The sequence below is a fragment of the Rothia amarae genome (genome assembly GCF_042677725.1).
GTDB lineage: Bacteria > Actinomycetota > Actinomycetes > Actinomycetales > Micrococcaceae > Rothia > Rothia amarae.
On the sequence record NZ_JBHUCN010000008.1, the window covers coordinates 2,212 to 24,548 of the forward strand.

Consider the following 22,337-nt stretch of genomic DNA (forward strand, 5'->3'; position numbering starts at 1 on the left):
ATGACTTGGTGATTGAAACCGGTTCTTCTGTGCTTACCTGAAAACAGTATTTGCCCTTGTGAAGACCAGTTCCAGATGGGAATTAACGTGCCGTCTATTACGAGTGAGCCAGGGACATTCTTGAGCGATTCAAGCTCGGGAACCTTCAACTCAGTCAGCTTCAATAAGGCACTTTCGATGCGGTTGATGATTCTAGAAACGGTGGCTTGAGAGAGACCAAAGAGATCAGCTAAGAGGTCTTCGGTGATGTTGTGGCGTAGATAGATGAGGGTAATTTTCAGGGCTTGTGTCAGGCTGGTTTTGCGAGGTCTGGTGCCTGGTTGATTCCAGATAAGGTTCTTGTTCAGGGCTGTGGCGAGTGTGGCGAATTGTGCGCTAGTGAGCCCAGTTGTACGCTTGTTGTGCAACGGTTCTTCCGGTTTGGTTTGAGGTTATTTGTGATGATTTAACGCTCATTTTTGCCTTCGGTGGGACTGTTGTCTAGTTGGTGGGTTTTACCCCTTATGAATAAGCCTCTCACTAAACTTTAAGTTATTTTCGAATAAATTATTTTCTGGACACACGGCATCGTGTCTTGAAATACGACACGCTCCCCGCAAATTTTTCTCCCCTCCCGGCGGCAGAAGTGCTTATCTTGTCAGTGGACGTTGCTAGGTTGGAAACACCAGTACCCCTCGTCGAGAGAAAACTATGTTCTTCTTGCCTACTTCTGACGGAACGTCTCAGCGTCACGCTGTCTTTTCTGCCAGCGATCTTGTGCTCGCTGCCACTTGTGAGTATGCCTCGCTTCAGGTGCTCGATGAAAAACTCGGCAGAATCCCCCGCAGCGATTTTGCAGAAGATGCATTACTGGTACGCACCAGTGTCTTGGGAGATCAGCATGAAAACGCGGTTTTAAAACAGTTCAAAGAACGGTTTGGGCAGTGGAACCCTGAGACCCATACCGGAGTATATGAGGTAGAGCCTGCCTCAGACTATTCGCGAGAAGCACTGGAAGCTAAACACCGCGAAACTATGCAGGCGCTTGAAGCTGGCGCCGACGTCGTCTTTCAAGCATCGTTCTTTGACGGCGAATTTCACGGGCGAGCAGACTTCCTCGTCAAAACTGGCCCCGGAGAATTCGCGGTGTACGACACTAAACTGGCCCGCCACGCTAAAGTAACTGCGCTCCTTCAGTTAGCAGCCTATGCAGATCAGCTCCTCAAAGCAGAGTTCGCTGTTCATCCAGATGCCGTGCTGATTCTCGGAACCGGAGAAGAATCAACCCACAACATCTATGAGATTCTGCCGGTCTTTCGCGAACGCCGACGCCGCTTCCTCGACACCTTAGCGCGCCATTCGCAAGAGGGCGTAGAGGCGGTGAGCTGGTTTGGGTCGGAAGATGTTGCCCGCTGTGGCAGGTGCGAGCGGTGCGCCGTTGAAATTCAGAAGCACCGGGACATGCTGTTGGTGGCTGGCATGAGCGTGCGCACCCGCAATAATTTGTGGGCAAAGTATGGGATTCGCACTATTGATGAGTTGGCTACTTTAGAGCCGCAGCGGGGGTACTTGCCGACGTCATATCAGAAGCTTAAAGATCAGGCAGCCCTACAGACTGGGCTAGCTGGGTTCGATGGTTCGCGCACTTTCACTAAAAACGGGCAGTCACATACTGTGTCCTACGCTCTTTTGCCCGGTAGCACATTGGGTTCGTTACCTCGTGCTAACCCCGGTGATATTTTCTTCGATTTCGAAGGTGATCCGCTGTGGCAGGATGGCGAAGGTTCGTGGGGGTTGGAATACCTCTTTGGGGTAGTTGAAGCCAATAGCTCCGCAGAGACGGCTCGGTTTATTCCTTTTTGGGCGCATGACCGGGTGGAGGAACGTCGCGCCCTCATGGAGTTCTTAGAGTACGTGCGCCAGCGCAGGCAGCAGTACCCTGGGATGAAGATTTACCACTATGCAAACTATGAGAAACGCGCGCTACGGAGCTTAGCGGCACGCCATGGCGTGGGCGAAGAAACCGTGGATGAACTCTTGCGAGAAAACGTGCTGGTTGATCTTTTTGAGACCGTGCGCCACTCGCTGAGAATTAGCGAAAATTCCTACAGCATTAAGAAACTTGAACCGCTGTATATGGGTGAGAATTTACGCGGCGGAGAAGTAACTGACGCCGGTGCTTCCGTGGTTGCCTACGCAGATTTTTGCACCGCTAGAGACACCGGCAATGCAGAGCTAGCAGAACATATCAAGAATTCGATTGCTGACTATAACGAGTACGACTGTGTTTCCACCCTGTGTTTGCGTAACTGGTTATTGGAGTTGGCGGGGCGAAATGCTGCTGAAGAATCCGCAAACGTTCTGACTCATTCGAGCGGGGACGACGCCGCACACGGGTCGCTGGAGGAGCTGGTAGCGGCATCGGGTAAAGACCGCGAAGAAGCGTCTGCAGCAGAAAAAGCCCTCATTGAATTTGTAGAGAATCTTGACCCTGAGCAGGGGCTGGGTGCAGATGAGCAAGCCATTGCCATGGTTGCTTCTGCCACCGGTTACCACCGCCGCGAGCGCAAACAGTTCTGGTGGGATCACTTTGACCGGTTGGCATCTGCCGTGGAGGAGTGGGAGGAAACCCGCAGTGTGGCGCTATTTGAACGCGCCGACGTCGTCGAAGATTGGGCGAAGGATCCGGATCGTCCGCGTGCTCAGCCTACGCGGTTGTTGGGGGTGCGGGCTCGGGTGGCTGAAGGTTCCTCGCTTAAAGAAGGCGATAGTGGTCTGTATCTGATGTACCAGGATTCGTTTCCACCTTATATTGAGGCAAAGTTAGCGGAGCAGGCAGAGAAGTTCGCCGCTTCGAATGACGGGATAGTTCCCGATGTTCTTCGGGCCGGTGATTTCAGGGGAACGATTGAGAGTATCGAAGCTCAGCTCGATGGAACGGTGAATATGCGTATTCGGGAATCACTCCCCCGCGGTGCAGAAGAATTCACGCAGATTCCTATGGCGCTCACTCCCCCGCAGCCACTGCAAACCAAGGCACAGGAGCAGTCTCTCCAAGGTCTAGCGGAAGAGGTAGGCGCGTATCTACCTGAGATTCCCGATGCGCCGGAACTAGATATTCTGCGGCGTCGAGCACCCCGGCTCAAACCTGGACATACCCTAGAGCGCCCTAACGTCGAAAAACACGGCTCTTTTGCCACTATCGAGGCTATCTATGCGGCAGTATCCGCATTGGATCGGTCCTATGTGGCAGTACAAGGGCCTCCCGGTTCTGGCAAGACTTTCTTAGGCTCGCATGTGATAGGTCGTTTGATTCAGGACGGCTGGAAGATTGGGGTGGTCGCTCAATCTCACGCCGTCGTCGAAAACGTGTTGCTGGGCTGTATTGAAAAAGGCAAAGTGCGCCCCGAACAGGTCGCAAAATTTGCCGGCAAGACTCAGATGTCCCAGGCACCCTGGGTGGAAGTGGACCAGAATGCGTTGGCTCAGGCACTCAAAGAACCTGCTGGTTTTCTCATCGGCGGCACAGCCTGGGATTTTTCCAGCGATAAGAAATTTGATGCACGAGTACTCGATCTTTTGGTTATTGACGAGGCCGGTCAGTATTCGCTAGCCAATACGCTTGCGGTTGCACGCGCGGCACAAAACATGCTGCTATTGGGGGATCCCCAGCAGCTTCCTCAAGTCACCCAAGGCACCCACCCCTACCCGGTGGATGAATCGGCTCTCGGCTGGCTCTCTGCTGGGCATGACACACTGCCCGAGAAGTTAGGCTATTTCTTGGATGTCTCCTGGCGTATGCACCCAGCATTGTGTGCCCCGGTTTCGCTACTCTCCTATAGCGGTAAGCTCCAATCGGCGCCTGCCGGTGCGCAGCGAGAGCTTGCTGGGTGGGCACCTGGGATTTTTGTGCGAGAGGTTGACCATCGAGGAAACACTACCTCTTCAATAGAAGAGGCACTGGAGGTAGCCCATATTGCGCGGAGCTTCATCGGCGCTCAGTGGACAGAAAACTTAGCTCACCCCGAAAAGTACCGCTCCTTAGAACCCGAAGATATTTTGGTAGTTGCTGCTTATAACGCCCAAGTGGATCTCATCACTGAAAAACTAGAGTCGGCAGGGTTGAAGGACGAAGACGGCGGAGTGCGCGTAGGCACGGTCGATAAGTTCCAAGGGCAAGAAGCTCCGGTAGTGATTGTCTCCATGGCGGCGTCCTCCGCCGGCGAATCGGCCCGCGGGGCAGAGTTCTTGCTCTCCCCCAACCGACTCAACGTGGCGATATCCCGCGGTCAATGGTGTGCTGTGCTCGTGAAATCTTCCTCTCTCACCAATTTTCTACCGACGACCCCCGCCGGGTTGTCTCAGTTAGGCGGGTTTGTGCGTCTTGCAGAAGATTCTTCTCCCTTCCCCGCAGAGTAAAATAACAGCAGGCCTTGCCTGTAAGAGCTCGAAAGGAGCCACCTGTGCCATTGCACCGCACTGAACGCGCACGCACCCCTTACCTCTTTCATTTCAAGGGGCAAACGGTAGCTTTGGGCAACCCAGAATTTCTCTTTGGAATCAACGATTTACTGCTAAAAGCGGGAATATCTACTCGTCCTACTTTCTGGGATCAGGCATATTTTGAGGGACCTTCTGGCGAGTATATAGAGCTCAAAGGCACCGGGGTAGAAGATTTTGGGGCAGCGAACGATAAAAGTATGCTCAACTCGGTGGGCGCTAATTTAGAGCGGGAAGAATTTTGGGATGCCATAGAAAAAGGTGTTTTCTTAGGGACTTCCTGGCCTGTTGGCAACGCACCGTTGGTGCTCAATGAGATGCCGGTGTGGCTCAAAAACGCGCGTTCTTGGGAGTTTGATTCAGTATTGCCACCCGATGGTCCAGGAGAGATGGGCGGCTGGGCACGATTGGACGAACGTGCCGGCGCTGGTTACCCGGTAGGACTTTTTCAGCTCACTTCAGAAGATTCTTTTTGGGTCCTTGGTTCTGCCGATGACCTTGACGGCATCATGGAGCTCTGCCGCGAACTCGCCCCTATTCGAACAGGTTTTAGCCAAGCCACCGGTTTTATCGGTACCGACGCGCGGTACAACTGTTTGGCACTGCCCATGGGGTGTCGGCAAGTATTGCAGGAAGAATTATTCGCTGCGGGAGTATATGCAGAAACGCTTTTCTGGGAGTAACACGAGAGTTACTTCATCAACCCTGCCCGGTTGATTTGGCATACTGAGGGGTGTGTATGTAGTGACCCTTATTTCTCGTTCCCCCGAGAGCCCAGAAAATTTCTCTGAATTGCTAGAGCAGCTCAACGCCCTTGAGCCAGCCATCCCTTTCATTCAGACATACCCCGATGAAGTTCAAGGTGGTTTTGAATCCGCAGAGCCTGCGCTTCGAGCCATGTTGTTAGCTGCCCCAGAGGCTCGTTTCTGGGCAGGTATCGGCGTCGGCGCGGTGAAAGCACCCCGATTCGCCGCAGCACTCGGTGCGATTTCCACCCCAGAGTGCTCAGGCGACGCGCTGGATTTCTCCCGTCTTGCCGTCGAACAAGCTCAAACAGGGTCCCCTGCGCGCGGTGTCGTCGTACTAGGGCTTCATCGAGCTTTTTCAGAGCAAGCAACCGGTTTAGCGCGGCTCATTTTCCGCGTAGCTAGCGAGCGCACCGACGCGGAAAATCGGGTGCTCTCGCTCATCGTTCCAGGGGTGCGTGGGCAGCAGAAAGCTGTAGCTCAGGCGCTGGGAATATCTGCACAGGCGGTTAGTAAAACGCTGGTGCGTTCTTACTATCACGAGCAAGAAGCAGCTTTGCCAGCTCTGGCAGAGATACTCATCAATCTCGATCAAGACAGCTAATTTAGCGCAAAGTCACTGCATCAAGAACGAAGTCAGCAACATGGCGGGAACTGCGGCGCAGGTAGAAAGCAGTACGATATCGCGGGTCAGCACGACTGAAATTTGGTAGCGCAACGAAAAAGGCAAAACGGTTGAGCACCACCCCGGCGTTCGAGGGAAGTATTTCAACACGGGCAAGAACATAGCCCACAGCTACGACTACACCAATAATGGTGAAGCCTTCTAAAACTCCGAGCATCCGTTCTCCCTCCTGAGTTCCCCGATTGCGCAGGCACCAGACCTAGCGCATCGAACACGTCGAACCGGGTAACTGGCCGCGGTGGTCTGCCACCCAACCGTAGATTTTCTCGGCGACCTTACGGACGGGTCTAAAAAGTAGCAGGACGCCGGTTCCTCGCACCCAACGCTTGTGACTTGTTTTCAGTGCCAACGCAATACCGACCACCCCGTAAGCAACCTGGCCGGTCGGTAGCACAAAGGGAATAGCCCGCTCAAACCTCCGTAAGTCAACGCCATGAACAATAAGCTCCTCGCGCCATCCCGGCTCAATATCTGCACGCAGGTCGAGCCGCCGCAAAAGAGCGGCGGCTCGTGTACACAATCCACAGTCCGGGTCGAAAAGAAGGGTACTCATAGGAGAAACTTTACTCTGCAAAGGGGAGCATTGACCGCTCGGCACAGCATCGGATGGAGGTACTTATAGACGGCGAACTCATCTACTTCGCTGCGGAGATAAACCCTTCTTGTACCATCCAGTCGTAGGCAACCTGCGCCGGATCCTGCCCCTCGACGTCGACCTTGTAGTTCAGGTCCATCATGACGTCATTATTGAGTTTTGCCGCTACTTGGTCGTAGGCGCCTTCCAATTCAGGGTAACGTTGCAACGTTTCGGTGTTGAACACGGCGGCGGCGTTGTAGGCGGGGAAGTACTGGCGGTCGTCCTCTAGCACGGTGAGATCAAGTGCCTTGATACGTCCGTCGGTAGTGAAGACTTCGCCAAAGTTACATGAGCCATCCGCCGTGGCGGTGTAGACCGTGCCGGTATCCATGATGGATATGTTTCCATCGGGCAAACCGTTGGCTTCTCCGCGGGGCATGTCGTAGGTTTTGAGCATCCCGTTGAGACCATCAGAGCGGGAGTTAAACTCGGCTTCTATGCAGAGAGTGCGATCTTCTGCTGGGAGCTTGGCGATATCCGAAAGCTTGGTCAGATCGTGTTCCTTGGCGTAATCCGAGCGGACGGCAAACGAATAAGTATTGTTGAGCTCGCTCGGCTTACCCCAGGTAAGCCCATTTTTCTTATCTGCTTCGGATACGGCATTCCACATGGCGGTTTGATCAGCGATGCTTTCGTTGTTGCCCATATACGTCATCCAGGCGGTACCGGTGTACTCCCATTCCATGTCGACCTCGCCGTTCAGCATGACCTTGCGGGCAGGTTGGGAACCGGGGATGTTCGTCATGTCTGTGACTTCGAACCCGGCGGCGTCAGCCACCAGCACACCAATTTTGCCGAGAATCACCTGTTCAGTGAAGTTCTTAGCACCGACGGTGAGTTTCTGCCCTTCGGCGCCGTCAATCGGTTGGATAGAACCGGCAGAGGCAGCGGGAACCTCTGAGGTTGAGGGCTTCAGACCGCAACCTGTCAATCCCAGCAGAGAGATGGTTGCTACTGCGCCGATTTGGTGGAGCTTAGAAAATTTCATGCTTAGAGTCCCTTCGGCGTAACGGCGGTTTCTATCACGCGTGCAATCCAGTCAACAGCAAGTGCAAAGACAGCTACCAGCAGGGAGCCGAAAATGAGTACACGATCCAGTGCCAGATTGACGCCGGTGGTGATGAGCAAGCCCAAACCGCCACCGTTGATAAAGGTTGCCAGAGTTGCGGTACCAACCAGTAGGACGAGCGCGGTACGAATACCTGCGAGCATCACGGGAACCGCCAGAGGTAGTTCAACTTTCCACAGCACCATGCCAGGGCTCATGCCCATGCCGCGGGCAGCTTCAATAGTTCGCTTATCGACAGCTTCTAGTCCGACCATGGTGTTCTTGAGAACCGGTAAGAAGGCGTAGACCACCAGGGTTACAATCGCAGCGGTAGTACCAAAGCTGAGCCAGAAAGCGAAAAGCACAATCAGACCCACCGGAGGCGCTGCCTGACCGATATTCGCCAGCGCCATCACCGGCGTCGTCAACTTACGGAAGGGACCGCGCGTGAGCAATATTCCCACGGGGATTGCCGTCACGAGCACAATAACCGCTGAAATAATGGTTAGTTTGAGGTGCTCCCATGCCAGCGTGCTGAGGTAAGAAGCATTCAGGGTGACGCGCTCAGTCTCGGTGAGGTCTGCAGTGCTCATCCACCAGAACATCACGCCCAGAATAACCAGCAAGACGATGGGCTGAATCAGCAAACCCTTCCACGAGCTAGCTTGGGTCAGCGATGCTGTGGCTTCTTTCGTTTCGGTTTGCTCTTGAGTAGCTGAACTCATGCACGCTCACTCCCCCGGTGGGTCTCAGCAGGGTCGGATTGTTCTGCCCAGGGAACAGAATCGTTCTCTACTTCAGTGGCAGTTTCTTCTTCATCCATAGCGTAAGAGATCACGCCGTTTTCGCCCGTTGCAAGCTTGGGAATCCCACCGGTGTTGTGACCAATGGGTGTGGAGACTTCTTCGGGGTCAGCAGAGATATGGTCGATAGCCTTAATCACGGTTTGAACAGTGATAATGCCCTGGTAAGCACCGCGCGAACCGGTCACAGCGGCATCCGAGGAACCTGCCACAAGCATGGTGTCCAGTGCGTCGTCGAGAGTTGCAGAATCGGATACCACGGGGAACTGACGGGCATGAGCTACCCCGACGGTAGTCATGCGTTCTAGCTGACGGCGAGTCACCCAGCCGATAGGACGGTCACGGGAATCAAGCACAATAGCCCGTAATACCCCGGCTTCGTTCATGTGGGCGACGGCAGTTGCGGCGTCCTCTCCCACGGTGAAAGCCGGCGCTTGGCGGATATCGACGTCGCGTACGCGGGTGAGGCCCAGCTGCTTCAAGCCGGCACCCGAACCAATGAAATCCTCTACGAATTCGTTGGCGGGATGAGCCAGAATCTGTTCAGGTGTGCCGTATTGTTCGATTTTGCCGCCTTCGTTGAAGATGACAATCCAGTCGCCGAGTTTCACGGCTTCGTCGAAGTCGTGGGTCACGAACACAATTGTTTTGTGTAATTCAGCCTGTACGTGAATGAGTTCTTCTTGCAGGCGCTGGCGGGTGATGGGATCGACCGCGCCGAAGGGCTCATCCATGAGCAAAACGGGCGGATCGGCAGCTAGTGCACGAGCCACACCCACGCGCTGCTGCTGACCACCGGAGAGTTCTTTGGGGTAGCGGTCGCGGTAAATTTCAGGGTCGAGGGAAACGAGTTCGAGAAGTTCGTCGGTTCGATCGGCGATTCGCTGTTTATCCCATTTCAGCATTTTGGGAACTAGCCCCACGTTTGCCCCCACGGTCAGGTGAGGTAGTAATCCGCCTGCCTGAATGACGTACCCGATACGACGTCGCAGTTCGTCACCGTTCATGGTCGTGACGTCTTCACCGTTGATAACGATTCTGCCGCTGGTAGGTTCAATCAGGCGGTTAATCATTTTTAACGTGGTGGTTTTACCACAACCAGAAGGACCAACGAACATGACGGTTTTACCGGCGGGAATCTCTAGGGTGAGCTGGTTGACCGCAGCTTTTTTGGCGCCGTAAGACTTGGTGACGTTCTCCAACAGGATAGTTGCACCGGTAATTTCGGTCATCGAGGGGTTGAAGGCAACTTTGTTGCCGGTACTTGAGTTGTGATCTGCAGTGGAGTTAGGCACGGATACCTCGCGAGATGGTGAGACGGCCCAGCAGGAGCAGGAGCCCGTCAAGAATAAGAGCAATAATGACGACGGCGACCACGGCGGTCACCACGGATTCAAAGGAGTTCGCCCCGCCCAGGCGGGAGAGCCCGGAGAAGATGAAGCTGCCGAGTCCGGGGCCCAAAACATAGGCGCTAATGGCGGCAACGCCCATGGTCATTTGGGCAGAAACGCGCATGCCAGCGAGAATAACTGGCCATGCCATAGGTAGCTCCACCTTGAAGAAGGTTTCCATAGATGACATGCCGATGCCGCGGGCAGCTTCAATGAGCGAACGATCGACGCCCGCTAACCCCACTAACGCGTTACGCAGAATGGGGAGAAGGCAATAGAAAGTTAAGACCACAACTGCAGGAGCCACGCCAAAGCCGAGCGGCGCAATCATCAAACCAAGGAGAGCGAACGATGGGATGGTCAGCCCCACGGCCGACACTGAGTTCGCAACACCGGAGAGGGTTTTACTGCGGTAGCATAACGCTGCAATGAAAATGGCTATGACGGTAGCTAGCAATAGGCACTGGGCAACCAATGAGAAATGTTGCCAGCTCGCCGAGAGTATCTGTGGCCAGCGGTCGGAGAGATAGGAACCCACTGGTTTTCCTCACGTTGAAGATTGAATGATTGGGGATATATAACTCATCAAGAATAACAGTATGCTTATCTTTACCCAAGTGATGGGGGCTCATAGGCAAGTAGTTTGTATCAAAAAAGCCGGTAAGTACCACCATAGTTCTGGTACAAACCGACTTTTCTGATACATACTCAGATTACTGCGATAGGGGCCTCTAGAGGAGCTCTTGGAGAATCGGCACGACGCCGTCCTTGTACACGCTGAGGGTCACGTCGTTGGCCGCCTCAATGATTTCATCAGGCGCCTCGCCCATCGCCACTCCGCGCGCTGCCCAGTGGATCATTTCTTTGTCGTTGTGCCCGTCCCCCATGGCAACGGTGTGCGCGGGGTCGATATGAAGGTGACGTCGAATCTGCTCTAACGCCGACGCCTTAGAGACGCCGTGAGCGGCCAAGTCCAGCCACGCAGCCCATCCCACGGCATAGTTCACCCCATGCAGACCTGCCTCATAGATGGACTTCTTGAAGGTTTCCGGGTCTACATCATCAGCAAAGACCACCACACGAGTAGCACTCTCATGCTGAAGCATTTCTTCTTTAGTGACCGGTGTGGTTTTGGCACCGAACGAGCCGTCTTCAAAATCGTCGGTAGCGAAAATTTCGCCCGACGGCGATTCCAGCGCCATCTGCGCGTAAGGCACCTTTTCTTGCAAGAGAGTAATAGCGCGGGTGGGATTGAATTTCACGGTGTCTAGTACTCGGTATCCGTTGTCGAATTTGGGGGAAAGTTCCAAAGTGACCGCTCCGTTAGAAGTCACCATGTACCCGTGTTCAATCCCTAGCATCTCGGCAATCGGGAGAGCCGCCTGTCGAGAGCGCCCAGTAGCAATTACTACCGCGTGCCCAGCACTGACAACATCCTGCACTGCCAATTTCACGGCGTCGGTCATAGTGCCATCGTGGTAAACCAGCGTGCCATCAATGTCTAGAGCTACTAAATATCGTGCTCCGTCTTCTTTGACCCAGTTACTCCGAACCGGCGGATGCACTCGTACTTGTTCCATTACACTTATCACCCTCGCTACTTTTCCAGTGTGAATTATCTATTTCTCAGCGTACAGATTGACTCCCTGCAAACGGAATGTGAATCTTTTGAAGCGTAAAGAAGCATGCATTCCGTACCCTAAAAATCCTTTGCCAAGTGTGCTCTAAAGAACTAGTTTTCCCCAGAATTGATATACCTTTAACAGCAGCATGCACCCCAGGAGAGACAAAGATGTCAGATAAAACTTCCAAAATTTTAAAGGCGGCTTCAGCTACCGCTGGTATTGGCCTCACAGGACTCGCAACCTATGACGCCTTTCAGAAAAAGCACTCTATCCGCCGCAACTTCCCAGTAATTGGCTGGGCACGCTTTGGATTTGAATTCATTCGCCCCGAATTACGCCAGTATTTCTTTGAGAGCAACCGTGATGGACGCCCCTTTAACCGAGATACCCGCACCATGATTTATGAGTACGCCAAGGGTCTTAGCGGCGAGAAAGCGTTCGGTACCGAGCAAGATATTTCTGAAGTGGGCTACGACATCGTACGCCACACTATGGCGCCTGTTCCCATGATGGCAGAAGAACCTTTCCAGCGCCTGGGCGGCCCCGATTGCACTCAGCCCTACGACATTTCACTTTTCAACATTTCTTCGATGAGCTTCGGTGCTCTCTCAGCTAACGCCGTAATGGCAATGAATAAGGGCGCTGCCATGGGCGGTTTCGTTCAAGAAACCGGTGAAGGCGGAGTCACCAAATACCATTTGAAGCACGGCGCGGATCTCATCTGGGAATTCGGTTCGGGCTACTTTGGTTGCCGCGACGACGACGGCAAGTTCGACCCCGAGCTCTTTGCCAAGAAAGCTGCGACCCCTGAGGTCAAAGGCATTATGGTGAAGATTTCCCAGGGCGCAAAGCCCGGCTTGGGCGGTCACCTCCCCGGTGAAAAAGTTACCGAAGAAATCGCTGAGGCACGCCATGTTCCTGTAGGTCAGGACTGCATTTCACCGGCGGCTCACAGCGCTTTCACCACCCCGGTAGAGCTCATGCAGTTTGTGGGTCAGCTCCGCGAACTATCCAACGGCAAACCTATAGGTATTAAATTCTGTGTAGGTTCGGAGATTGAGGTTCTATCCCTCTGCAAGGCAATGATCGAAACCGGCATCTGCCCCGACTGGATTACCGTTGACGGTGCAGAAGGCGGAACCGGTGCAGCTCCTCTCGAATTCGAAGATTCAGTAGGCGTACCGCTGACCAACGGTCTGATTATTGTTCAGAACGCACTGGTTGGCGCAGGTTTGCGCGACCGCGTTTCTATCGGAGCCGGCGGAAAGATTACCGGCGGCGCCGACGTCGTTCGTCGTATTGCCTTGGGCGCCGACTTCACTAACTCAGCCCGCGGTATGATGATGGCGACGGGCTGCGTACAGGCGCAGAAGTGCCACACCAACGAATGCCCCTCCGGTGTAGCTACTCAAAACGCATGGCTACAACGCGGTATCGATATTGATGACAAGGGTGCCCGCGTGCGTAATTACCACGTAGGCGTGATGAACTCAGCAATGCGTATTCTTGCCTCCATGGGCTTGGATTCTTTCAAAGACCTGGGTCCCGAGCACGTATTCCACCGTGTAGACTCCACGCACTCGTTGTCCTACGCAAAACTCTACGATTGGTTCGAACCTGGCGCTTTCCTTACCGGCGACGTACCCGAGGAATGGCAAGAGCGTTGGGAGCGCGCCGACGCCCACTCCTTCACTCCAGAGCACGCAAAACACCAGCGCGCCTAAGGAAAAAGTCTCGACAGTTTTTCTGCCGAGGCTTTTCTTCTTTAAGGCTCATTTACTAACTCACCCATAAGAAGGACATATTTCTAGGCAATCCACCTTTCCCTTAGGGTAGGTTTTAGATATAGAAAACTTATAGTCGCGGCCAATCAACACGGCATCTTCAGACGCGCCGTTTGAGTCCACGGGAAACATGAGGGACCATGCTATCTGAATCTTCACGCCAAATTATTGAAGAAACGTTACCTGATATGCAAGAACGTATCAGGCGAATTACCCCTGCGTTTTACGATGAAATGCTCACCGAACGCGAGGACTTACTCGATGGTATGTTCTCCCGTGTCGATCAGGCAGTAGGAACTCAGCCGCAAGCGCTGGCAGGTTCTATCACTTTCTTTGCCTCTTATGTACTGAACCATCCCGGCTCCAGCCCCGATGAGATTCTTACTCGTGTAGCACACAAACACGCCTCCCTGGGTGTTCCCGCTGAAGAATATGTGACGGTCTACCAGTTCCTCTTCAAAGCCATCGAAAAAGAATTTGGCGAGGAATACACCCCTGAATTCCGCGATGCGTGGACGGAAATCTACTGGATGATGGCAGATGCTCTCATTCGCATTGAACGTAGCCTCTACGATAGCCAGGCGAACGACCAGGTTAACGCACCTTTTACCCTGGTGAAAAAAGAACAAAAAGCAGACAAAATTTTCGACTTGGTATTCGAGCCTGCCGACGACACTCCCCTCAGCGATGTTAAAGCCGGACAGTACCTCTCGGTCATCGTCAAAACGAAAGACGGTTTGCGTCAGCCCCGCCAGTACGTTGCGCTACCCTGCGGTCTCAACCAGCGTCGCATCGCTGTGGAACTAGATAGAACGGGAGAAATTTCCCCCATTCTTACCGGACTGCAGGTAGGCGATACCGTAGAGATTTCTAACCCCTATGGAGATCTCACACTTGAGAAGACCGTCACCGACGGCTTCAGTCCCCTCTATGTCTTTACTCAGGGAATCGGCGTCGCCCCTGCTCTTGCTTTCGCCCACCAGTTGGCACGCGAGCACGCGGCGCGCGACGTCATTTTCGTACATGCCGACGAATCGCTGCGCACCTGGGCATACCGCGAAGAGCTAGAAGAAGCCACTGGCAAACTCCCCCACGGCAAGCTCATCAGTTTCTTGCAGGCCAGCGGTGAAGGAGACTTCACCGGAAATATCAACATGAAAAAGCTAGAGATCACTCCGCGTAGCTTTGCCTACGTGTGCGGTCCTGTTGATTTTAAGCAGACGGTGCGCTCAGGTTTGATTGCCAACGGCGTTCCCGGTAAAAACATCCATTTTGAGACCTTTGGGTCTGACCCTTACATGCACACGGCAACCCGCCGCACAATGCACAGAAGATACTAACCTCTTCCCCCTGAACCCAATAAATATGCGCCCATCTCGTCCACGGGTAGTTAGGTTTCCCCGTCTCACTTTTGGTTACTGCACCGTGGGGATGGAACGCATTAGAAAGGTAAATCCCCACCTTGCTCTCTGAGAAATCACGCCCGGTTATTGAAGCTACCCTCCCCGTTATTCAAGGCCGAATCAACACTATTACCCCAATTTTTTACGAACGACTTTTCAAGAACCACCCTGAACTCATGGACGGCATGTTCTCCCGTGCCGATCAAAAAGAAGGCATTCAGCCGCGAGCGCTAGCCGGCTCTATCCCCGTTTTCGCCAGCTATATCTTAAACAACCCAGACTCTTACCCCGATGAAATTCTTTCGCGAGTTGCCCACAAACATGCTTCCCTCGGAGTGGGGGAAGAAGGCTACGAGATTGTTTACAAGTATCTTTTTGAGGCAATTGCTATTGATTTGGCGGATGCTCTTACCCCAGAGATTGCCGAGGCATGGACCGAGGTTTACTGGTTGATGGCGCAGGCTCTGATCAAAATTGAAAAGGGTTTGTACGATAGTCAGGCGAACGACGTTGTCAATGCCCCTTTTACCCTGGTGAAGAAAGAGGAAGTCGCCCCGAACGTCTACGATTTCACATTTGAACCAGCCGATAACACTCCGCTGACTCCCGCTGAGGCAGGGCAGTACGTGGGAGTGGTTGTGAAGACCGCAGACGGACTACGCCAACCCCGCCAATATTCTTTGTTGCCTTCCCAGCCAAATCAGCGCCGTTTTGCCGTAAAAATCAATCCTGCCGGTGAAGTCACTCCGATGCTGAAAGATCTACGAGAGGGCGATACGATAGAGCTCTCCAACCCCTACGGGGATGTGGTGCTCAGCAGTATTTCCCCTCTTGAGTTTGGGCCGCTCTACCTCTTCACCAGCGGAATCGGAATCGCTCCAGCGTTAGCTTTCGTTCACAAGTTGGCATCTCAGGGCAACGGTCGCGAAATTATTGCGGTACACCGCGATCAGTCTCTGGAGAGCTGGCCGCTTCGCCAGGAATACGCTGCCGCAATTAATTCTCTGCCCGATGGCAAGCTCATCTCTTTCTTACAGGCAGAGGGCGAAGGCGATTACGACGGCGATATCGACATGAGTCGTTTCCAGCTCTCCCGCCAGAGTTCCGCATTCATGTGCGGTCCACTGAACTTTATGCAGACCGTACGCTCGTCCTTAGTTCAAGCTGGCCTGCCGGGTAAGAATATCCACTACGAAGTATTTGGGCCTGACCAGTGGATGCACCGAGCACGACGTCAAACGATTCAGGGTCGCCGCTACGCCAGCTAGATACGCGAAGCTTTTAAATAAAAATGTGCCTCACAGGATTTTCCTGTGAGGCACATTTTTATCCGTGCAGTGAGAAATTACTTCTTCTTCGCCACGGGGATGACCTTGAGACCGCCCATGTAAGGCTGTAGAGCCTCAGGAACGTTCACTGAGCCGTCTTCATTCTGATGGGTTTCCAGAATTGCAACCAACCAGCGGGTAGTTGCCAGCGTGCCGTTGAGGGTTGCTACCGAGCGGGTAGCGCCCTTCTTGGTCTTGCCGTTGGCATCCACGGTATCTGCGGTACGCTCGCGCACGTTCAGACGACGTGCCTGGAAAGTGGTGCAGTTTGAGGTTGAGGTCAGCTCACGGTAAGTCTCCTGGGTAGGAACCCATGCTTCACAGTCGAACTTACGCGCAGCAGATGAGCCCAAATCGCCAGCGGCGGTATCAATCACGCGGTAGGAAAGCTCGCACTTCTGCAGCATTTCTTCTTCCCAGCCCAACAGCTGATTATGAAGATCCTCAGCCTGTTCCTGGGGCGCGTAGATAAACATCTCTGCCTTATTGAACTGGTGCACACGAATGATGCCGCGGGTATCTTTACCAGCAGAACCAGCTTCACGCCGGTAGCAGGAGGACCAGCCGAGGTACTTGATGGGGCCGTCAGAGAAGTCCAAAATCTCATCGGCATGGTAGCCCGCGAGGGCAACTTCCGAGGTACCTACCAAGTAGAGGTCATCGCGTTCAAGGCGGTAAATCTCGTCGTCATGCTTGACATTAAATCCAGTACCGTTCATGGTCTCTGGGCGTACCAGAGTAGGGGTGGTCATCATAATGAAGCCGTTGGCAACTGCCTGATCCAACGCCATGGTCAAGAGTGCCTGCTCCATGCGAGCAACGTAGCCCTTGAGGAAGTAGAAACGGGAGCCGGACACCTTGGCACCGCGTGCCATATCGATGCCGTCTACCAGCTCACCAATTTCTAGGTGATCTCGAGGCTCAAAACCCTCAGCGGAGAAATCGCGGGGCTCACCTACGGTCTTCAGAACCTTGAAGTCGTCTTCGCCACCGGAAGGGATTCCTTCGATGATGAGGTTCTCGATGGTCATGAGCAGGTCGTCCAACTTCGCCTGAGCGTCGTCGGTAGCGGTCTTTGCCGCAGAGACTCGCTGGGAGAGCTCTTTGACCTCTACCAGGAGAGCCTGCTTCTCTTCGCCTTGCGCCGCAGCGACCTTCTTGCCAAAAGCCTTCTGCTCAGCGCGCAGATTTTCAAACTCAGAGATGGACGAGCGGCGGTTGGAGTCCGCTTCAAGAATCTGGTCTACCAGTGATACGTCAGCGCCGCGTGCACGCTGCGATTCACGGAATATTTCGGGGTTTTCGCGCAGAAGATTAATGTCAATCACAGTTCTAAATTTACCGCATTTGCCGCGCATTCGCAGGGTTCGCAGAAGCCTTAGCGGTGGGAACTTAAGTTGAATGTGTTTTAAGGATGTTCTCAGCCCCCACAGCCGCACAACGTTCTCAAGCTTCTTTGCACTGTAAAGTAGTAAGCATGCAGAGAAATAAGAAAAATATCGCCGCCATCAGCGCACTGGCGCTAGGCGTTACTTACACCGCGGTTTCGTGGGCTGTGGTCAAAGCGGGCCAAAATAAACGTCCGGATATTTTTCCGACTTACCGCCCCTGGCACGTGATGCTTGAACCCACCGAGCCCAAGCGCGTGGCAGTAATTTTCAACCCCATCAAGTTGAACGCCCAATACGGGTGCAAGGTAGTGAAAGAGCAGCTTGCAGAAGCGGGCTGGGACGAGCCCATCTTCTACGAAACCGAGGCTGATGACCCCGGTTATTCGATGGCGAAAGACGCCGTGAAGAACGGCGCAGAGATTGTTATCGCCATCGGTGGCGACGGCACCGTGCGCGAGGTCGCAGCAGGTATTGCTGGTTCCGATGCCGCGCTCGGAATCGTTCCCCTGGGCACCGGCAACTTACTGGCGCGTAACCTCAAACTGGAGTACTGGGATATTGAGGCATGCGTAAATTCAGCCCTGCACGGTTACACTCAGCCGATCGACATGGTGCGCATCAGTATGCGCAATGAAGCTCGCACTGAAACTGTGCGTAACTTCCTGGTCATGGGTGGCGCAGGTTTCGACGCGCAGATTATGACCGACGCCAACGAGGAACTCAAAGCACGATTCGGCTGGGTTGCCTACGTACAGTCGGGCCTGAAGAACGTGGTGGCACCGCGCCGACCAGCCAAGATTGTTCTCGACGACGAAACTATTCTGGATCGCAAAATTCGCACGGTACTCATCGCTAACTGTGGCGAAGTCCAGGGCGGAATCAAACTCACCTCATCTATTACCGCGCGCGATGGTCAACTCGAAGTTATTGTTTTGACCCCTCGTAGCCTCATGGGCTGGCTTCGCGTATCTGCACGATTCATGCTCGGCCCCAGCGTCTTCGACCGCCGCACCCCCGTGGTGGAACACTTCATTGGCAAGAAAGTTTCTGTTGATTTTGAAGGCGTGCCCCTGCCTGTTGAGGTCGACGGCGACGTACTGGAACCCGCCACCCATCTGGATGCCGAAATTGTGCCCGCAGCGGTGAACGTGCGCCTTTACCCCGAGGACAGAGTACGCACGCGTCCGTGGAACGAAATACCCCAGGAAATTCTCGAATCCCGCGAAAAACTGCAGCAAAAACTCGCGGATTCTAGCGACACCATCCTGCAGGAATTCGTGGACACTCTCGAAGATCGCTCCCGCAAAGTGCAGAAGTGGTTCGATAAGTAAGGTTGATTCGTGGAGGTGAGAGCCACAGCGTAGCTTCGGCAAACTCTCACTCTCGGATCAGACCTTAGTGTTGCAGATTTTCCGGGCGCCCCTGTGGGAAGAGGGTTTCCACCCAGGCGCGGGCGGCGTCGAACGAGTCTTCGTTGTGGATAGGGTCGATGTTCGTCGGGCGCGAATCAGCCCGAGGGTAAGAACCCAGGAACTGGATACCCGGCGAAACCCGGTGCAGCCCCCGCAGGGCGTCGCGGACCCGCGCGTCATAGATATGCCCGTCAATATCCACCGAGAAAAAATAGGAGCCTAAGAAGGCACCGGTCGGTCTTGATTCAATGCGCGAGAGGTTGATACCGCGTGTAGAGAACTGCTCTAGCAGCTCAAGCAGGGCGCCGGGGCGATCTTCGGGAAGAGGAATGGCGAGAGTGGTTTTGTCTGCCCCGGTTGCGGCAGGGATTTCGGGGTTTTTAGCCACCAGAACAAAGCGAGTGACAGCGTGTTTGTTATCGCCTATGTTCTCTTCCAGCACTTTGAGTTCTGAGTGGGTTTTGGCGACTGCAGGGGCGCAAATTGCTGCGTCGTAGGGTGGATGCTCGGTAAGCAAACCCAGCGCGGCACCAGCGGTGGACGGACCGGGGATGTATTCGGCGTCAGGCACGCGTTGCTCTGCCCACGCACGAACCTGCGCCCAGGCATGGGTGTGGGTAGAAATTTTCGTGATGTTTTCAGGAGAAATGTGTTCGCGCGCCACCAGCACGAATTGGATGGGCACAAGAATTTCCCGCACAATGCGCAGGCTGTTATCGAGAGCAATGGCATCAAGGGTCGCTGTCACACCGCCCTCCACCGAATTCTCAATAGGCACCATCGCGGCGTCGGCGTCCCCAGCACGGACGGCGTTCAACGCGCCGGGTACAGAGTTAGAAGGAAAACGCTCGGAAGTTGCCACCTCAGGTACAGCAAGAAGAGCGGTTTCGGTGAACGTGCCGGCGGGGCCGAGGAAGGTATAGCGCATGGTTTCCAGTGTAGATTCTCTTTTACTTTAGATTGCGTTCGCGCCTGAAAGTATGGTCAATTTTGTGGCGTTTTGAGCGCCAAAACACCAAAAAATTGACCAAACTTTTTCCACAATTAAAAATAATCTTCAAAACAGCTCATGTTTATCCACAGATTTAGATCTTCCCGTCCCAGAGGCACGATTCTGGGTCATTATGTACTCATGGTGAACACTCCAAAAGTAGACGACTTACCGCCTATCTTCACGACGAATAATTTAGTCGACGGCGTTTCGCCCTATGCTTCCCATCGAGTGGAAGTGCGACGGCTGGGATATAAAATCTATGCTCTAAATCGAGCTGAAATCTCAGCAGAACAAAAAATCCACGCATTTGCGCAAAGCGTGGAAAGTAGCGTTATCGCAGGACCATCAGCCTCTGTAATTTATGGATTCCGGACGCCTCCAGAACAGCAAGAAACAACTGATGTTTATTTATATACCCTTAACAACAAACGGGTGAGACGCCGCGGTATCAAGCAGTTGCGAGGCAAGCTGAGCCAGTCTGAAATCACCGAAGATGACAGCCATTGCATCACTACAGTCGAGCGCACTTTTCTAGACCTGGGATTGATGATGAGCGCTCGTCAACTAGTGTATGTGGCGGATGGTTTGTTGCCGGCGGCTCAAAGGCGACGAGTTTCTCTTACTACGAAGGATTCTTTGCTGGAGTATCTCCAACACAAGAAAAATCATCGCGGCAAAGAAGTCTGCCTTCAGGCACTAGACCTTGCAGCAGAGGGGGTCGATTCTGTCAAAGAAACAGAGCTGAGGCTACTTTTAGGCGAATATGGCATCACAGAGTTAGCTGTGAATCCGGTGATTCGTGATGGCTGCGGCAGGTACGTGTGTGAGCCTGATCTGGCAGATTTTGCTCGAAAGATAAGCATCCAGTACGAAGGGATTCATCATACTGGTTTACGGCAGATGCGATTGGACGAAGAGCGCAGAGCACGCACTCATATAGCGGGATGGGTTGAAGTGCGTATTTTTGCGGCTGATCTCTACAATTTTGAATATTTTCGTGGGGCGATGATACCCAAAGCAGTGATGAAAGTTCTGCGGGCGAGAAACTCCTAAAATTTGGTCAATTTTTGAGAGTTTTGAGCGCCAAAACGCCAGAAAATTGACCACAGTTCGACGCGCGATGGTGAGCATTGGGGATGCCACCGATAAGAACCTTAGATTCTCTGGGTCTGCCTTCCTTTAAGTGACACCCCTTACAATAGGAGGAACACCACGTGAGGAGGCAGTTTTGAGCGAACCACAGCTTAGCGCCCAGGAAAAATCGCCTGGGCCGCTCATCAACGGAACAACGTGGCACGCGGCGTATGCTCGTGGCGCGGCATATTCCCTGCTCATGTATGCATTTTTGGCGCACGTCCCCACCATAATTTTGGCTATTGCTCTTGCCGGCCATCTGGGCACTATTTTTGTTCTAACGCGCTGGAATCACGATGGATTTCCCAACGAAACTCGAAAATCGAAAAATGCCCTTAACGCGTTGATTCTATTGTTTTCTTTCATTCTTACAATGGTTTTCACGGTACTAGAAATATCCGAGTTAGCAGTCGAGATATGGGTATTTTTAGTTTTTCTGGCAGTCACCCTGAGCACTAAATATTTGCAGCCTACCGTTTATACCGGTTTTTGATTCTTATGGAAAGGAGCAAACATGGAAAGCTACTACCCCGGTTTCGAAACTCCTTCCGAAGAGCCACCCGACAAAACGGGCGTGTTTGACGGCATCCGCTATGAGGAACGCTATGGTATGCCCTGGCCCAATGCGTTAGGTACCGCAGCCGTCATGGCATTCCTTCCGGCGGCTGCTTCGTACGGAATTCTCTGGCTTCTCGTAGTGGCTGTTCTGAGCTTTGCGGTGATGGTGGTTCTCGCTCGGATAGACCCCCTGAATTACCGCTGGTGGGGAGATAAGGGCTCCTATCCCCGCACCACGCAGTCGACGTCCGGCGTCTTTCTGGTGTTCATCCCCTCGCTGGTGCTGGTGCTCACCATGACGTCCTCCGGCGGTGGTTGGTTCGCTAGTCTCGTTTTTGGTGGCATCATTTTTGCGCTCTCGCTTTATTACTTCCGCAAGCTCATCCCCTGGCGTTATCCTCTCAAAGGAGAAGAACACCATGCCTAAACCACGCTCCGTTACCGTTACCAACGACGTTAAAGTTCTCCGCTCAGGGAGTCCTTGGCTTCCCGCGATTATCTACGGAATAATGTTCGCACCGGTGCTCTGGCTGATAGTGAGTAATTTGTTCCCCATCATCCTGTGGGTGATTCTCTTCTGGTGTGTGCAATCAGCGTTCAAACAGTTCAATTGGTTCGGTGGATATGAGTACGACCTTAAACGTACTGATCCCCGCAAAACCGTGATATCGAATGTCTTTCTTATCCTCTTACTAATGGTTATTCTCTTCTTTCTCTTTGGCCTCGAAGAGCCGTCGTTGATTTTAACCATCCTGGCAAGCGTTGGTGTGGGCTGTAGCTATATGTTCCTCACCAAGTACCTCAGCCCCTGGGTCTACAAAGAACCCCGATCCGAGCATTTTCCAGCTATGGAAGCAGAACTGTAGTCTGTCACCGGGCGTCAAACTATGGTCAATTTTGTGGCGTTTTGAGAGCCAAA

The 22,337-nt window shown here is 53.4% G+C and carries 21 protein-coding genes; 11 read left to right on the forward strand and 10 right to left on the reverse strand.

The annotated features are described in order from the left end of the window. Positions 1 to 407 (reverse strand): transposase family protein (locus tag ACFR81_RS03550; RefSeq protein WP_377148637.1); only part of this gene is annotated, 407 nt, incomplete at its 3' end. A gap of 283 nt (positions 408 to 690) precedes the next feature. Between ACFR81_RS03550 and ACFR81_RS03555 the strand changes: the two genes are divergently transcribed. From ACFR81_RS03555 to ACFR81_RS03565, 3 genes are all read left to right on the forward strand, one after another. After that, on the forward strand, positions 691 to 4,398 hold the full coding sequence (locus ACFR81_RS03555; protein ID WP_343874333.1) for a TM0106 family RecB-like putative nuclease: 3,708 nt from the start codon (positions 691 to 693) through the stop codon (positions 4,396 to 4,398). A gap of 44 nt (positions 4,399 to 4,442) precedes the next feature. Next, the gene (locus ACFR81_RS03560) at positions 4,443 to 5,162 is read left to right on the forward strand and encodes a hypothetical protein (protein WP_068172315.1); all 720 of its coding nucleotides are present in this window, start codon (positions 4,443 to 4,445) and stop codon (positions 5,160 to 5,162) included. A 61-nt stretch (positions 5,163 to 5,223) separates the two neighbouring features. After that, entirely contained in the window at positions 5,224 to 5,829 is a 606-nt protein-coding gene (locus ACFR81_RS03565) for a recombinase RecJ (RefSeq protein WP_343874338.1), read from the forward strand. Between the two features lies 1 nt (position 5,830). On the opposite strand, the gene ACFR81_RS03570 is transcribed toward ACFR81_RS03565, so the two are convergent. The 7 genes from ACFR81_RS03570 to ACFR81_RS03600 all read right to left on the reverse strand — a co-directional run bounded on the left by ACFR81_RS03570 (position 5,831) and on the right by ACFR81_RS03600 (position 11,369). Next, the gene (locus tag ACFR81_RS03570) at positions 5,831 to 6,067 is read right to left on the reverse strand and encodes a hypothetical protein (protein WP_343874340.1); all 237 of its coding nucleotides are present in this window, start codon (positions 6,065 to 6,067) and stop codon (positions 5,831 to 5,833) included. A 42-nt stretch (positions 6,068 to 6,109) separates the two neighbouring features. Further along, on the reverse strand, positions 6,110 to 6,463 hold the full coding sequence (locus tag ACFR81_RS03575; RefSeq protein ID WP_145174057.1) for a DCC1-like thiol-disulfide oxidoreductase family protein: 354 nt from the start codon (positions 6,461 to 6,463) through the stop codon (positions 6,110 to 6,112). Positions 6,464 to 6,545: 82 nt separating this feature from the next. Beyond that, positions 6,546 to 7,535, reverse strand: coding sequence for a glycine betaine ABC transporter substrate-binding protein (locus ACFR81_RS03580; protein WP_343874344.1), 990 nt, complete (start codon positions 7,533 to 7,535; stop codon positions 6,546 to 6,548). Positions 7,536 to 7,537: 2 nt separating this feature from the next. Then, positions 7,538 to 8,320, reverse strand: coding sequence for an ABC transporter permease (locus ACFR81_RS03585; protein ID WP_343874346.1), 783 nt, complete (start codon positions 8,318 to 8,320; stop codon positions 7,538 to 7,540). After that, a complete protein-coding gene (locus ACFR81_RS03590) occupies positions 8,317 to 9,630 on the reverse strand; it encodes a betaine/proline/choline family ABC transporter ATP-binding protein (RefSeq protein ID WP_343874804.1) in 1,314 nt (437 codons plus the stop codon). The genes ACFR81_RS03585 and ACFR81_RS03590 overlap by 4 nt, the downstream gene beginning before the upstream one ends. A gap of 55 nt (positions 9,631 to 9,685) precedes the next feature. Next, positions 9,686 to 10,327, reverse strand: coding sequence for an ABC transporter permease (locus ACFR81_RS03595; RefSeq protein ID WP_343874349.1), 642 nt, complete (start codon positions 10,325 to 10,327; stop codon positions 9,686 to 9,688). A gap of 193 nt (positions 10,328 to 10,520) precedes the next feature. Further along, positions 10,521 to 11,369, reverse strand: a complete 849-nt coding sequence (locus tag ACFR81_RS03600; protein ID WP_343874352.1) for a Cof-type HAD-IIB family hydrolase — start codon at positions 11,367 to 11,369, stop codon at positions 10,521 to 10,523. Between the two features lie 212 nt (positions 11,370 to 11,581). Between ACFR81_RS03600 and ACFR81_RS03605 the strand changes: the two genes are divergently transcribed. The 3 genes from ACFR81_RS03605 to ACFR81_RS03615 all read left to right on the forward strand — a co-directional run bounded on the left by ACFR81_RS03605 (position 11,582) and on the right by ACFR81_RS03615 (position 15,869). Beyond that, positions 11,582 to 13,138 carry an FMN-binding glutamate synthase family protein gene (locus ACFR81_RS03605; RefSeq protein WP_343874354.1) on the forward strand — a complete coding sequence of 519 codons (1,557 nt, stop codon included), beginning with the start codon at positions 11,582 to 11,584 and terminating at the stop codon, positions 13,136 to 13,138. Positions 13,139 to 13,338: 200 nt separating this feature from the next. After that, positions 13,339 to 14,538 (forward strand): globin domain-containing protein, encoded by a 1,200-nt coding sequence (locus ACFR81_RS03610; RefSeq protein ID WP_343874356.1) that lies wholly within the window; start codon positions 13,339 to 13,341, stop codon positions 14,536 to 14,538. 122 nt (positions 14,539 to 14,660) lie between these two features. Then, positions 14,661 to 15,869 (forward strand): FAD-binding oxidoreductase, encoded by a 1,209-nt coding sequence (locus ACFR81_RS03615; protein WP_343874359.1) that lies wholly within the window; start codon positions 14,661 to 14,663, stop codon positions 15,867 to 15,869. 77 nt (positions 15,870 to 15,946) lie between these two features. Here the strand turns inward: ACFR81_RS03615 and serS are convergent, their stop codons facing one another. Beyond that, positions 15,947 to 17,257, reverse strand: coding sequence for a serine--tRNA ligase (gene serS / locus ACFR81_RS03620; protein WP_343874362.1), 1,311 nt, complete (start codon positions 17,255 to 17,257; stop codon positions 15,947 to 15,949). Between the two features lie 149 nt (positions 17,258 to 17,406). Between serS and ACFR81_RS03625 the strand changes: the two genes are divergently transcribed. Next, complete coding sequence (locus ACFR81_RS03625) at positions 17,407 to 18,651, forward strand: diacylglycerol/lipid kinase family protein (RefSeq protein ID WP_343874365.1); 1,245 nt, start codon at positions 17,407 to 17,409, stop codon at positions 18,649 to 18,651. Positions 18,652 to 18,715: 64 nt separating this feature from the next. On the opposite strand, the gene pheA is transcribed toward ACFR81_RS03625, so the two are convergent. Then, positions 18,716 to 19,660, reverse strand: coding sequence for a prephenate dehydratase (gene pheA / locus ACFR81_RS03630; protein WP_145174076.1), 945 nt, complete (start codon positions 19,658 to 19,660; stop codon positions 18,716 to 18,718). A 204-nt stretch (positions 19,661 to 19,864) separates the two neighbouring features. Here pheA and ACFR81_RS03635 point away from each other — a divergent pair, with 204 nt between their 5' ends. The 4 genes from ACFR81_RS03635 (at position 19,865) to ACFR81_RS03650 (ending at position 22,284) form a co-directional block, all read left to right on the forward strand. Further along, positions 19,865 to 20,779 carry a hypothetical protein gene (locus ACFR81_RS03635; protein WP_343874371.1) on the forward strand — a complete coding sequence of 305 codons (915 nt, stop codon included), beginning with the start codon at positions 19,865 to 19,867 and terminating at the stop codon, positions 20,777 to 20,779. A 175-nt stretch (positions 20,780 to 20,954) separates the two neighbouring features. Next, a complete protein-coding gene (locus ACFR81_RS03640) occupies positions 20,955 to 21,353 on the forward strand; it encodes a hypothetical protein (RefSeq protein WP_343874374.1) in 399 nt (132 codons plus the stop codon). A 21-nt stretch (positions 21,354 to 21,374) separates the two neighbouring features. Next, positions 21,375 to 21,845: a hypothetical protein gene (locus ACFR81_RS03645; protein WP_343874377.1), complete on the forward strand. Its 471-nt coding sequence runs from the start codon at positions 21,375 to 21,377 to the stop codon at positions 21,843 to 21,845. Further along, positions 21,838 to 22,284, forward strand: a complete 447-nt coding sequence (locus ACFR81_RS03650) for a hypothetical protein (protein ID WP_343874379.1) — start codon at positions 21,838 to 21,840, stop codon at positions 22,282 to 22,284. The genes ACFR81_RS03645 and ACFR81_RS03650 overlap by 8 nt, the downstream gene beginning before the upstream one ends. Positions 22,285 to 22,337: the final 53 nt, after the last annotated feature.